The sequence below is a fragment of the Tunturiibacter empetritectus genome (genome assembly GCF_014201375.1).
GTDB lineage: Bacteria > Acidobacteriota > Terriglobia > Terriglobales > Acidobacteriaceae > Edaphobacter > Edaphobacter lichenicola_D.
Genome location: NZ_JACHDZ010000003.1, coordinates 629,594 through 641,836, shown reverse-complemented (window position 1 = coordinate 641,836; position 12,243 = coordinate 629,594). Strand labels below are relative to the sequence as shown.

The 12,243-nt window shown below is 57.1% G+C and carries 11 protein-coding genes; 6 read left to right on the top strand and 5 right to left on the bottom strand.

Annotated features, from left to right (window positions below; all coding sequences use genetic code 11):
- Nucleotides 1-29 precede the first annotated feature (29 nt).
- The 3 genes from HDF10_RS11795 (at nt 30) to HDF10_RS11785 (ending at nt 2,650) form a co-directional block, all read left to right on the top strand.
- Nucleotides 30-650 carry an NUDIX domain-containing protein gene (locus tag HDF10_RS11795; protein ID WP_221271645.1) on the top strand — a complete coding sequence of 207 codons (621 nt, stop codon included), beginning with the start codon at nt 30-32 and terminating at the stop codon, nt 648-650.
- 77 nt (nt 651-727) lie between these two features.
- Nucleotides 728-2,257 carry an aldehyde dehydrogenase gene (gene adh / locus HDF10_RS11790; protein ID WP_221271644.1) on the top strand — a complete coding sequence of 510 codons (1,530 nt, stop codon included), beginning with the start codon at nt 728-730 and terminating at the stop codon, nt 2,255-2,257.
- 15 nt (nt 2,258-2,272) lie between these two features.
- Entirely contained in the window at nt 2,273-2,650 is a 378-nt protein-coding gene (locus tag HDF10_RS11785; protein ID WP_183813528.1) for a DUF779 domain-containing protein, read from the top strand.
- A 33-nt stretch (nt 2,651-2,683) separates the two neighbouring features.
- Here HDF10_RS11785 and HDF10_RS11780 read toward each other — a convergent pair whose 3' ends face one another.
- The 3 genes from HDF10_RS11780 to HDF10_RS11770 form a co-directional block, all read right to left on the bottom strand.
- Nucleotides 2,684-2,920: an anti-sigma factor family protein gene (locus tag HDF10_RS11780; RefSeq protein ID WP_183813526.1), complete on the bottom strand. Its 237-nt coding sequence runs from the start codon at nt 2,918-2,920 to the stop codon at nt 2,684-2,686.
- Nucleotides 2,917-3,543: an RNA polymerase sigma factor gene (locus HDF10_RS11775; RefSeq protein WP_179585025.1), complete on the bottom strand. Its 627-nt coding sequence runs from the start codon at nt 3,541-3,543 to the stop codon at nt 2,917-2,919. Before HDF10_RS11775 ends, HDF10_RS11780 begins: the two co-directional genes overlap by 4 nt.
- A gap of 221 nt (nt 3,544-3,764) precedes the next feature.
- Nucleotides 3,765-4,409: a PEP-CTERM sorting domain-containing protein gene (locus HDF10_RS11770; RefSeq protein ID WP_183813524.1), complete on the bottom strand. Its 645-nt coding sequence runs from the start codon at nt 4,407-4,409 to the stop codon at nt 3,765-3,767.
- Between the two features lie 328 nt (nt 4,410-4,737).
- Here HDF10_RS11770 and HDF10_RS11765 point away from each other — a divergent pair, with 328 nt between their 5' ends.
- Together HDF10_RS11765 and HDF10_RS11760 are read left to right on the top strand one after the other, a co-directional pair.
- Complete coding sequence (locus HDF10_RS11765) at nt 4,738-7,170, top strand: transglycosylase SLT domain-containing protein (RefSeq protein ID WP_183813522.1); 2,433 nt, start codon at nt 4,738-4,740, stop codon at nt 7,168-7,170.
- A gap of 202 nt (nt 7,171-7,372) precedes the next feature.
- A complete protein-coding gene (locus tag HDF10_RS11760) occupies nt 7,373-7,636 on the top strand; it encodes a hypothetical protein (RefSeq protein ID WP_183762825.1) in 264 nt (87 codons plus the stop codon).
- A gap of 118 nt (nt 7,637-7,754) precedes the next feature.
- Here the strand turns inward: HDF10_RS11760 and HDF10_RS11755 are convergent, their stop codons facing one another.
- Both HDF10_RS11755 and HDF10_RS11750 read right to left on the bottom strand, forming a co-directional pair.
- A complete protein-coding gene (locus HDF10_RS11755; protein WP_183813520.1) occupies nt 7,755-9,011 on the bottom strand; it encodes an ABC transporter permease in 1,257 nt (418 codons plus the stop codon).
- Nucleotides 9,012-9,013: 2 nt separating this feature from the next.
- The gene (locus HDF10_RS11750; protein WP_260177827.1) at nt 9,014-10,249 is read right to left on the bottom strand and encodes an ABC transporter permease; all 1,236 of its coding nucleotides are present in this window, start codon (nt 10,247-10,249) and stop codon (nt 9,014-9,016) included.
- A gap of 313 nt (nt 10,250-10,562) precedes the next feature.
- On the opposite strand from HDF10_RS11750, the gene HDF10_RS11745 reads away from it, so the two are divergent.
- Nucleotides 10,563-11,849 (top strand): tyrosine-type recombinase/integrase, encoded by a 1,287-nt coding sequence (locus tag HDF10_RS11745; RefSeq protein ID WP_221271643.1) that lies wholly within the window; start codon nt 10,563-10,565, stop codon nt 11,847-11,849.
- Nucleotides 11,850-12,243 lie beyond the last annotated feature (394 nt).

Here is a 12,243-nt window from a genome sequence, read left to right as displayed (position 1 = left end):
CACGATATCGTTTCGGCAGGATGAATTTCGTGCAGGCACCTTCGATGAAAGACCGCGTGCGGATCAAGAAAGTTGAAACGCTGTCGGATGATTGGTACGTGTTGAAGAAGACGACCTTCGACCTGCAGCGGAGCGATGGAACGTGGCAGCAGCAGAGCAGGGAGACCTATGACCGCGGCAATGGTGCCACGATTCTGCTGTATAACCTGGAGCGCCGCACGGTTGTGCTGACGCGGCAGTTCCGCTTTCCGGTTTTTGTGAATGGGCATCCGGGTTTGTTAATTGAGACTGCGGCGGGGCTTTTGGATAAGGCAAGTCCGGAGGAGCGGATTAAGGCTGAGGTGGAGGAGGAGACGGGATATCGCGTCGAGCATGTCCGAAAGATATTTGAGGCTTTTATGAGTCCGGGGTCGGTGACTGAGAAGCTTTACTTTTTTCTGGCGGAGTACGACAGCGGCAGCAGGGTGACGGTTGGCGGCGGAAACTTTGTTGAGGGCGAAGACATTGAGGTTCTGGAGCTTTCGATTGAGGATGCGATGGGAGGGATCGAGCGGGGTGAGATTGCGGATGGCAAGACGATCATGCTGCTGCAGTACGCTTTTATTCACGTCTTCAGCGAAAAAGGAAGGGTGGTTGAGGCTGTCTGCTGAGGGCTGTGACAGATTTCGGTGCGGAGGACTACAATTTCGGGCGCGGTGTAGATAACGATCTCGAGGGAGTGGATTCTATGGCTACGATGACTGCAGTTCAGCCGGGGACTTTTGGGTTTCCTGTGTCGATCAAGAAACGGTATGAGAACTACATTGGCGGGGAGTGGGTGGCGCCGCTGTCGGGACAGTATTTTGAGAATGTGACGCCGGTGACGGGGCAGGTGCTGTGCGAGATTGCGCGCTCGAACGCGGCAGATGTGGATCGCGCGCTCGATGCGGCGCATGCGGCGAAGAAGGCCTGGGGGAAGACCTCGACGACGGAACGCGGCCGGATGCTGGAGAAGATTGCGCAGCGGATTGAAGACAATCTTGAGATGCTGGCAACGGTGGAGACGTGGGATAACGGGAAGCCGATTCGCGAGACCATGGCCGCGGATATGCCTCTGGCGATCGATCATTTCCGTTATTTTGCAGGCGTGATTCGGGCGCAGGAGGGGTCGATCTCGGAGATCGACAAGGACACGATTGCTTACCACTACCATGAGCCGCTGGGTGTGATTGGGCTGATTATTCCGTGGAACTTTCCGATTTTGATGGCGACGTGGAAGCTGGCGCCGGCGCTGGCGGCAGGGAACTGCGTGGTGTTGAAACCAGCAGAGCAGACGCCGATGTCGATTCTGGTTTTGATGGAGCTGATCCAGGATATTTTGCCGCCGGGCGTGGTGAATATCGTCAATGGGTTCGGGCTGGAGGCGGGTAAGCCACTGGCTTCTAGCAAACGTATTAACAAGGTTGCGTTTACGGGCGAGACGACGACGGGCCGGCTGATTATGCAGTATGCCTCGCAGAATATTATTCCGGTGACGTTGGAACTTGGCGGAAAGAGCCCGAATATCTTCTTCAAGGATGTTGCGAGCGCGGATGATGCGTTCTTTGATAAGGCGTTGGAAGGTTTTACGATGTTCGCATTGAACCAGGGCGAGGTATGTACTTGCCCTTCGCGCGCACTGATTCAGGACACGCTCTACGACCAGTTCATGGAGCGTGCCCTGAAGCGCGTGGGTGCGATTAAGCAGGGGAATCCGCTGGATAAAACGACAATGATCGGGGCGCAGGCTTCGAGCGAGCAGATGGAGAAGATTCTTTCTTACTTTGATATCGGCAAGCAGGAGGGTGCGGAGGTGCTGATCGGCGGGAAGCGTGCTACGCAGACGGGCGATCTGGCCGAGGGGTTCTATATTGAACCTACCGTCTTCAAAGGCAACAACAAAATGCGTATCTTCCAGGAGGAGATCTTCGGGCCGGTGGTTTCGGTGACGACCTTCCACGATGAAGATGAGGCACTGGCGCTGGCGAACGACACGCTCTATGGGCTGGGCGCAGGCGTTTGGACGCGAGATATGAATCGGGCTTACCACTTTGGGCGGGCGATTGAGGCGGGACGGGTGTGGACGAACTGCTATCACCTGTATCCGGCTCATGCGGCGTTTGGAGGGTATAAGCAGTCGGGCGTTGGGCGCGAGAATCACAAGATGATGCTGGAGCATTATCAGCAGACGAAGAATCAGCTGGTGAGCTATAGCCCGAATGCGATGGGATTTTTTTAGAGGACATGGGTAGAGATGAGCGATTTACCGGAACAGGTTGTGACGACGCCTGCCGCTGTGGAGTTGATGGGCAGGTTGTCGAACAAACATGGGGAGCTGATGTTCCATCAGTCGGGAGGTTGCTGTGACGGCAGCTCCCCCATGTGCTATCCGCGTGGAGAGTTTCTAGTCGGCGACGGGGATGTGCTGCTGGCGACGTTGGGGGAGACTCCGTTTTATATGAGCGGGAGCCAGTTCGAATACTGGAAGCACACGCAGCTGATATTAGATGTGGTGCCGGGACGTGGGGGGATGTTTTCGCTGGAGAACGGGGAAGGGGTCCGGTTTCTGATCCGGTCGAGGGTGTTCACGGATGTGGAGATTGGTGCTCTCAGGGCGGCGGGGCGGATCTGATCGAGGTGGCTTCGTTACGTCTAAGCGGAAAAGTTATTTTTTGGCGAGACACTTGGCCATGATAGCGGAGTGAAGGCGCTCGCGTAGCCCGGGAGAGACCTCATAGAGCTCGTTGCCCTTGTAGACCTCGATGGTCTGGTGGGTCGTGTTGAGCACGACGCGGCAGTGCTGGCATCCGGCGGTGTGTTCGCTGATCTCTTCGCGGAGTTCGGTGGTGAGCTGGTCATCGAAGTAGTCGGAAAGATGGCTCAATAGGTCCGTGCAGTTCATGCTGGCTGGCCCTCCTGCTTCTGCCGGAAGTATCGGCTGAGACGCTCGCGCAGTTGAAGCCGCGCGCGCAATAATCTGGATTTCACTGCGGGAACGCTCAAGCCGAGTGCCTCCGCAGTCTCTTCCGTGGAGAGATTTTCAACGTCACGAAGAGTGAAGACGGTGCGGAATCCTGGAGGAAGACCCTGAATGGTCTTGCGGAGGATGTCGGCGAGCTCAGCCTGGTTATACTGCTGCTCGGGGTTCGGCCGCCACTCGGCGAAGTCGCGAGGGATAGATCCTTCGTCGGTCTGGACGTCTTCGTCCATGGAGACGGTCTTGCTGGTTTTGCGCTTGCGCAGCCGCATGAGACTCTCATTGACCGCGATGCGGACGAGCCAAGTCGAGAACTTCGAGTTTCCCTGGAACTGGTCAAGCTTCTCGTAGGCCTTGAGGAATGCGTCCTGCGTGATGTCTTCGGCGTCTTCACGGTTTTGAGTAATATGCTGCGCTACCCGGAAGATCTGGCGCTCATACTGACGAACCAACTGCTCAAATGCTGCGGTATCCCCCTCTTTCGCGCGCGCTACAAGCGCTACGTCGGGGTGTACCTCTTCCGTGGCTGGAGATTGGATGGCGGGCATGAATGAAAAGGTGCGGAAACAAACACTTGAATCGCCCGTTTTAAGGAGCGGAAGATTCAGTATCTACAACATAGTAAATGTCGGTGAGCTAGAGAGCAAAGTTAGGATTGGGGAGCTGCTTTTGCGGAGAGGTCTTGTTGCCGAAAAGAAGCGGTTACCGGAGAACATGGCCTGGAAGGTTCACGCTCTCCGGTGTTGCCGAACGTTGATGGAGAAAGGACTTAGCCGCGGGCGAACTTGCGGCGGAGGGCGCCGGCTGCTGCGACCAAGCCAGTGCCGAAGAGGATGATGGTGCTCGGCTCCGGTGTCGAGGCTGGAGTCGCGGTGGCGTTGGTGACGACGAAGTTGTCGTCGTTGTAATCGAGGTCGGAGCCGGTGAGCGGCTTGAGGCCTATGACTCCGAGATCTTCCATCCCGAGATAGATGCCTGCAGGAATACCGCTGACTCCGCCGGAGTAGGGGGTGGAGTAGGCGTGGTTGTAGCCGTCGTCGTTGTAGTTGGCTGGTGAGACAACGCCGAAGTAGTCGACGGAGCTGAAGTCCTGGCCGGTTGTGACGTCGTCAAGGACGAAGATGAGGGAGTCACCGGCTTTGACGGAGAGTGAGATGGAGGATCCGATGGCGGAGTTGTGGTTGTCGAGAGAGGGGGCGGTCCGTGTGTTGGAGGTCTTGTCCCAGAGAATGATCTTGTCATCGTTGCCGGCGCTGGAAGAGTAGAAGTAGGCGGTGACTATTCCGTTGCCGGTTGCCGTAAAGGAATGGTCCGGAGCTAGTTGTCCGACGTTTGCGTAGGGAATAGGGTCGGCGAAGAGAGGAATGGAAGCAAGGGCGAGGATAGAGGCACGGGTGAACAGGCTTAGGCGCATAGTATTCCTCAGGGGAGGTCTGGAAACTCTTTTGGAGTGGGAGAACGCAAGCGCGGGACAAGAGAGATCTGGATTTTTCCTGCATATCTGCAGTCCTCTTTGTCTATTCGGCCTTGAATGGGAGATCTTTACCCTAGTTGTGGAAAAAGATTGGCAATTGGTAATCTCGGGAGCGCTCGGCGCCGATAAGAGAGGCAATTGGCGCAAGGTGGACGCATCCGATGAAGTATCTTTAGTGGTATCTGTGGTGGTTCGCGGTCGATTGGTGCTGCGGAGCCAGAGCGGCTCAGCTTAGAGTGGAGATGTGGGTTGGAGAAACAAGGGAACAATGGGGACCATCAGGGGTAAGGTTTGGTCGGCGGTAGTTGCCGCTGCTTTGATGGGGATGAGCGTGCCGTGTTCGGCGGGCTACACGGTTGGGCAGGCGCAGACCACAACACCGGCGACTCCGCAGTCTAAACCACAACCTAAGAAGGCACCGACACCTTCCAAGTCTGGGACATCTTCTGCAGGCGCAGGGAAGGCCTCGGGATCGAAGACGAAGGGGGCGAGCGGGAAGGCGAAGGCCGGGACATCTGCCAAGACGCCGGGCAGCAAGGCGACGGGGAAGAAGGGCGCTGCGAGGCGGAAGCACCACATCGTCTCGCGGAAGCCAACGGCGCAGACGATTCGTTTGACAAGTGCGTTCAAGGCTTCAGAGCAGCTTCGTCCGATGGCGCAGCAGCTGGCGGCGACTCGATCGGCAGCGGCTTACAGCGGGGTGGAGGCTTATGCGCGACAGCATCCCGGAGAAGGCGCGGCGGCGGCTTACCTGGCGCTGGGGCATGCTGCGATGCTGGATCATCGGTATGACGAGGCGGTGCACAGCTATCGACAGGCCAATGTAAGCGGTACGGCACTGGACGACTACGCCGATTACCTGGGGGCGCAGGCGGCGATACAGGGCGGGCATGGGGCAGATGCGTATGGGTTGCTGGACGGCTTTGCGGAACGACATCCTGAGAGCATCTTCGACGCGAGTGCGCCGGTGTCGCTGGCGAATGCTCATTTGCAACAAAATGATCCACAAGGCGCGTTGAAGGTTCTGGTGCCGCTCGCGGATTCGGCGCAGGGGTCGCACGTCGACTTTCGTTATGCTTTGGCGCGGGCTTACCAGACCTCGGGCGACACGGCGCACGCGGCTTCTATTTTCAGAAGTATTTATGTTGGATTTCCTTTAAGCGTTGAGGCGGCTCAGGCACGTACGCAGTTGCAGGCGATGAATATGCCACCTATTGTTGCGGAGCGTAAGGTTCATGCGGACCAGTTGTTCAACGCCAAGCGATATGCGGAGGCTGGGGAGGAGTATCACTCGATCGAGCGGGATGGTTCGGGTCTGAGCTCGGCGGACCATGATGCGCTGTTGATCTACGCTGCGGCCTCGGATATGAGGTTGAAGAAGATCAGCCGGCGAGAGGTGGAGAAGCTGCCGGACACCAGGGACGACAGTGCGGCGCTGAAGCTGTATCTGCTGGCTGAGTTGTCGCGTAATGAGGATGACCAGAGCGCACATGACGCTTTAATTGCGCGGATGGTGAGGGATTTTCCGACGAGCCGGTGGCTGGAGGAGGCACTGTATTCCGGCGGAAATATGTATCTGCTGAAGCATGATGCGCAACAGGCAACCTATCACTATGCGCTGCTGGTGAAGCTGTTTCCGAAGAGTTTATATGCGCCTTCGGCACACTGGCGGGCGGCGTGGATGAACTATCGGCAGCATAACTATGCCGAGGCGGCGCGGTTGATGGAGGAGCAGATCCAGATGTTTGGCGGGGGGATCGAGATTCCTGGGGCGCTCTACTGGCGCGGGCGAATCTACGAGGATGAAGAGAAGAACTTCGGGCAGGCTGTGAACTACTATCGCGCGCTGACTGCCTCGTACATCCACTCCTACTATGCGGGACTGGCGAGGCAGCGACTGAATGTGCTGAAGACGCAGACGGCGAGTGTCGCTCCTGCTGCGGCTTTGAGCGCGGTGCACGTGCCGGTGGTTCCGGATTTGACGGGGGAGTTGCCGGAGAACGAGCCTCATCTGATCAAGGCGAGGCTGCTGGCGAATGCGGCGCTGAATGAATACATCGGGCCGGAGATTCAGGCGAGTGAGACCTCGAGCGAATGGGGCACGCTGGCACAGGCGGAGATCTACTCGTCGTATGGGGAGACAACGCGGGCGATTCAATCGATGAAGCACAGCGGGATCTCCTTTTTTTCGCTACCCCTGGATGAGGTTCCGACGGTGTATTGGAAGCTTCTGTTTCCGCAGCCGTACTGGGCGGATCTGACGGCGGACTCTCGGAAGAACGGGTTGGACCCTTTCCTAGTGGCGTCGCTAATTCGGCAAGAGTCGGAGTTCAATGCAGGAGTAGTGAGTCATGCAAACGCCTGGGGGCTGATGCAACTGCTGCCTTCGGTGGGGAAGTCGGCGGCGAAGAAGCAGGGAATCAAACACTTCGATGCGAATATGCTGTTGAATCCGACGACGAACCTGCAGTTGGGAACACTGAATCTGCGGGAGGTGATGGACAGATTCGGTGGCCAGGCTGAGTATGCGCTGGCTGCCTACAACGCAGGGGACGTGCCGGTGCGGCAGTGGATAGCAATCGGGGACTACAAAGACATCGCTGAGTTCGTTGAGTCAATTCCTTACAGTGAGACGCGGGAGTACGTGCAGGCGATTCTGCGTAATCGTGAGATCTATCGTGCGTTGTATGCGGGACAATAGGGTGAACCACGCTGTCTTCTTTCTGTGCAAAATGTGGGATTGACAGGAGCGGGAATTCCGTTATTCTTTGCACCAGAAGTAGTGCATAGAGCGACGGCGACACAAAGTCATCCAGGAGGTCTCTTCCGCAGCCTGACAATTCGGTATTGGCGCTAGAACGTGAGTCGTGAACCGCAGACAACCGTTGGGAGAAGAGGCAAGCATGGTAGCGGAATTGAACCTACTTGAAGTGTGGATCCCGGAGCAGATGCAGCCGGGTACGTTGTTTCTGCTGGAGCAGGCGGGCGAGCTGGGTAAGGCGGATAACCCTTATTGGGCGGTGCTGGCGTGTCCGTCGTGCGGGTCGTTGGGGCTGATTACGAAGCAGCAGTGTGCGGGGCTGGAGTCAATGATCTGCGGGGCTTCGGATTGCTCAGCAGAGTATTTTCTTGAGGATCAGACAATTCGGTATCGGCTGGCAAATTAGGGAATGCGTCCTGCCGGACGGGCTCGCTCTGTGCGGGCGGGCACGTCGTGACTTGTATACCCGTCTTGGCTGGGGTGAGTACACGGGGTCTCGCCGTTGGTCGGGAGAAACGGATGGGTTACTCGTGTCTTAGAGCGACGACGGGGTCCATGCGTGAGGCGCGCACTGCCGGTAGAAGCCCGGAGATGACGCCGACTGCGGCGAGGATTGCGAACGAGACGAGCATGATGGTTGGGGAGGCGCGGAGAAGGATGTCGCCCTCGTGGTTGGCTGTCTTGTAGATGTCGGAGTAGAGCGGCATCGGTGGGATAAGGTACGCGACGATGACGGCTACAATCATTCCGACGATGCCTGCGAGGAAGGTTAACGTCAGACTTTCCAGGAGAAACTGCGTGAGGATGTCTTTGCGGCGTGCTCCGAGAGCTTTGAGCAGGCCGATCTCGCGGGTGCGCTCGGTGACCGAGACTAGCATGATGTTCATGACGCCGACTCCACCGACGCCAAGCGTCATGGCGCCGATGATGCCGAGGAGAAGGTCGAGCGCGGTGCTGAACTGCATGATCTCGGCTGAGTCGGCGACGGTGTCCCAACTGGGGACGGCCTTGTCATCCTTGGGATCGAAGTGGTGCCGCTGGGCGAGCACGGCGCGTACGGCCTGCAGTGCCTTGAGGTGGAGTTCGGGCGCGCTGGGCTGGAAGACGATGCTGTCGGGGTTGCGCTGGCTGCGGAGCAGGCGCATCATGTCGAAGGGGACGAAGGCGTTTTCATTGTCGGGACCGTTGTTGGAGGAGTCCTGGATTTTGTTTTTTAGAACGCCGATCACTTGAAAGACGTGGCCTTCGATCTGGACCGACTCGCCGACGGGAGGATCGCCGTTGAAAAGTTTTTGCGCGGCGTGCGGACCGAAGATGACGACCTGGCGATGATCGGTGAAGTCAGCTGCTTCGAAGTAGCGGCCTTGATCGACGTTGAGCCGGCGCATTCCTCCGTAGGGGAAGTCGATTGCTTTGCTTTGGATGTTGACCACCTTGGAGCCGTACTTGAAGCTGAAGCCGTCGTCAGTCTCGGAGCTGACTGCTTTGAGGAAGGGAACTGCGTCGCGAATTGCTTCCGTGTCGCCGTCAAGGAACTTTACTTTTTTACCGGATCGTTCGCCGCCAGCCTGCATGCTGGTTTGGCCCCCCCACACCATGATGACGTTGTCCCCGAGACCCATGAAGCCATTGAGTACGCCTTCGCCGAGGCTCTTGCCATAGCTGAGCAAAAGGACGACGGTCACCAGTCCCCAGATAATTCCGAGCATGGTGAGGCCAGAGCGCAGACGGTTGCGGAGGAGTGAGTCGAGGCTTTGGCGAATGATTTCAAGCAGGCTCATCTCTATTCTGTCCTCAGGCATTCCATCGGGCTAAGATTGGCGGCGCGAAGGGCAGGGTACATTCCTGCAAAGATAGTGATGGCTGCAAGGGTGGTGAGCGATGCGGCGATAGCTACTGGAGAGATTACGGGGTGCGGCACGAAGTCGGGAAGCGGGACGTAGCGCATTGCGGCGCAGACCCCGACTCCGAGTGCCAGGCCGCCGAGTCCGCTGACCAGTGTGATGATTGCTGACTCGACGAGAAATTGGCGTTTGATATCGATGGCTGTGGCTCCCAGGGCTTTGCGGACCCCGATTTCGCGAGTGCGTTCGGTGACTGCGACCAGCATGATGTTCATGACGCCGATTCCGCCCAGGGCGAGTGTGAGCAGCGCTACGGCTCCGAAGAAAAATGTCATGACGCTGAAGATGCGTTCGGTAAACTTCGAGCCTTCGAGGGTGTCCCATATCCAGAGAGCTTCTTTGTCGTTGGGATCGTAGTGGTGACGCTCTGCGATGATTCGCGAGACCTGGTCCAGGGCTTTTTCGTGCATGCCGGCGGAAACCGGTTCGACGACGATGTTGTTTACATATCCGCGAATGACTCCTGGGCCTTCGGTGGGTGGGAAGTCGCGGGCCATTGCGGAGTAGGTTGTGAAGAGTTGCGTGTTGTCCGGGCCACTGCCGTAGCTGCCATTCTGCTTCTTTTTTGCGAGTACTCCGATGACGGTGTATTGATAGCCGCTTACCATCAGAGGTTGTCCGACGACTAGTTTACCGGGGAAGAGCTGCCGGCTGGCTTCGGCACCGAGCAGAATGACTCGTGCTCCTTCGTCCTCGTCCTGCGCGGTCATGAGACGCCCCTGCTCGACGGTGAGGGAGCGGAATCGCTGATACTCCGGCCATACTCCGCGCACGGCTCGGTTGGCTGCGTTCCACTGGCTGACCTCGGCGACGCTGCGGCGGAGTTCGGGGCTTACGGTCTTCACCAGAGGGGCCTGCTGCTGGATAGCGATGGCGTCATCAACGGTGAGATGAATGTCTCGGCCTGCGGCGTATCCTCCCGCCTGGGCACCGGTCTTGCCGCCAAAGATGATGGCGATGTCGGTGCCAATCGTGCGGAGATGCTCCTTTTGATCCACGTTGAAGCCGATGCCAAGGCCAACAAGCAGGATCACCGAAGTGATCCCCCAGACGATGCCGAACATTGTAAGAAAGCTGCGAAGCTTGGTGTCCCAGAGCGCAGACAAAGTTTGCATCAGGATTTCGTGGAAAGGCATAGAGGGGAACCGATCGAGATAAGATGCAAACTTTTCGAAGATACGCAAAGATGCCGGCTGAGGTTCCCTGACGGGAATCTTTCGGAATGCGTTAAGATGGTGCAGGCGGGTCCTCTCTCGCAAGCCCGGATGGTGAAATCGGCAGACACAGCGGACTTAAAATCGATTCAGTTTGTACGTCTATCTCACATAAATTCATGAAAATAAAATACATGTTAGATTTCGAGAATGATCACAAACCTTACGCAACCCTCACACATTTTTCGTGTTATTCATGAGAGTGTGGAGGTGAATGCGCGTGTCCGAACATCACACGATCCTTGGCGGCAAGGTACACATCTACAGACGTCCCAATAGTTCTAGCTGGCAATGCGCAAGCTATCTGGCAAGCAAGAATCGACGCACGACCACGAAGGAAGACAGTCTCTCCAAGGCAAAGGAGTTCGCAGAAGACTGGTACTTGCAGCTTCGAGGTAAACTTCGCGACGGTGAGTTGAAAAGCGGGAAGATGTTCCGCGAAGCTGCGAAGTTATACCTGCGTGAGTTCGACATCATCACGCAGGGACAACGTAGCCCAACCTATGCTCGTGGACAGCATGCGCGTACGAATGGTCACCTCGTCCCATTCTTTGGGAACATGGTGCTTCCTGAGATCACGGCGGGCAAGATCAACGAATATCGCATCCATAGGCTCGAAGAATGCAAAGCTACGCGTGGCAAGCCGCCAGCGCGCAACACCATGCATCAGGAAATCGTGACCCTCCGCCAGATTTTCAAGACAGCCCTGCGGCATGGATGGATAGATCATCTGCCGGACCTGTCGGAACCATACCGCTCGTCGTCCAAGATTTCGCATAGAGCGTGGTTCTCCCCGGAGGAGTACAAGCAACTTTACGAGGCGACGCGAAAACGCGCGCACGATCCCAAGCAGCCCCGTTTCCGTTGGGAAGCGGAGCAACTTCACGATTACGTTCTTTTTTCCGCCAACACGGGCCTACGTCCCGATGAGGCATTGCGTCTTCAGTTTCGCGATGTCACGGTGGTTGAAGACGAGGGCAGCGGCCAAACCATCTTAGAGATCGAAGTACGTGGAAAGCGTGGTGTTGGCTATTGCAAGAGCACTGCCGGAGCAGTGCATCCATTCCAACGGCTGAAAGCTCGCACAAGACCAGATGGCGGGCCGGGGAGATCAGGCAGCCGTACTGCTTCCATCGCCAACGGCGAGTGGCACGAGCCAGGACCTACCGATCTTTTGTTCCCGAAATGGCCGCGCGATCTGTTCAACGCAATACTTGGCGAAGAAAAGCTTCGCACTGACCGCGACGGTAGGCCGCGAACGGCTTATAGCCTCCGCCACACCTACATTTGCCTGCGTCTGCTCGAAGGAGCCGATATCTATCAGATCGCAAAGAACTGTCGGACAAGCGTCGAGATGATCGAGAAGTACTACGCAGCCCACTTGAAGACACGTCTGGATGCTTCCGCCATCAACATCATGAGACCCCGTTCGAAAAAGGAGCCGATTTCGAAGAAAGGTCCAGGCCGAGTGAAAGCCATCCCCTTAGCTGATGAAGCGTAGATCTTTGCTCCGTGCTTTATGATGGTTCTGTTGTACTCATCATGCGGGCGTGGTGAAATCGGCAGACACAGCGGACTTATGTAATTGAGTGCCCGTCGGGAAACCGGCGGAGTAGAACTGCTCAAAGTCGGGGAAACCTTATCCGGCAATCCCGAGCCAAGCCCGGAGTCACTTCTGGGAAGGTGTAGAGACTAGACGGGCAGCACCTAAACCTCATATGGGGAATGGTGAAGGGATAGTCCAGACCACGAACTCGCTTATCGGGGCGGCGAAAGCCGAAGTGGTATGAAAATCCGCAGACCCTTATCAGGTCGTGGGGGTTCAAGTCCCCCCGCCCGCACCAAACCTTTCACTCGAGAGGGCCAGGATGGAAGCATCCTGGCATGTTTTTGGG

Coding starts and splice junctions, on each gene's coding strand:
- HDF10_RS11750 (WP_260177827.1), bottom strand. CDS start 10,249: ATGCAAACTTTGTCTGCGCTCTGGGACACCAAGCTTCGCAGCTTTCTT.
- HDF10_RS11760 (WP_183762825.1), top strand. CDS start 7,373: ATGGTAGCGGAATTGAACCTACTTGAAGTGTGGATCCCGGAGCAGATG.
- HDF10_RS11755 (WP_183813520.1), bottom strand. CDS start 9,011: ATGAGCCTGCTTGAAATCATTCGCCAAAGCCTCGACTCACTCCTCCGC.
- HDF10_RS11765 (WP_183813522.1), top strand. CDS start 4,738: ATGGGGACCATCAGGGGTAAGGTTTGGTCGGCGGTAGTTGCCGCTGCT.
- HDF10_RS11775 (WP_179585025.1), bottom strand. CDS start 3,543: ATGCCCGCCATCCAATCTCCAGCCACGGAAGAGGTACACCCCGACGTA.
- HDF10_RS11745 (WP_221271643.1), top strand. CDS start 10,563: ATGCGCGTGTCCGAACATCACACGATCCTTGGCGGCAAGGTACACATC.
- HDF10_RS11785 (WP_183813528.1), top strand. CDS start 2,273: ATGAGCGATTTACCGGAACAGGTTGTGACGACGCCTGCCGCTGTGGAG.
- adh (WP_221271644.1), top strand. CDS start 728: ATGGCTACGATGACTGCAGTTCAGCCGGGGACTTTTGGGTTTCCTGTG.
- HDF10_RS11780 (WP_183813526.1), bottom strand. CDS start 2,920: ATGAACTGCACGGACCTATTGAGCCATCTTTCCGACTACTTCGATGAC.
- HDF10_RS11770 (WP_183813524.1), bottom strand. CDS start 4,409: ATGCGCCTAAGCCTGTTCACCCGTGCCTCTATCCTCGCCCTTGCTTCC.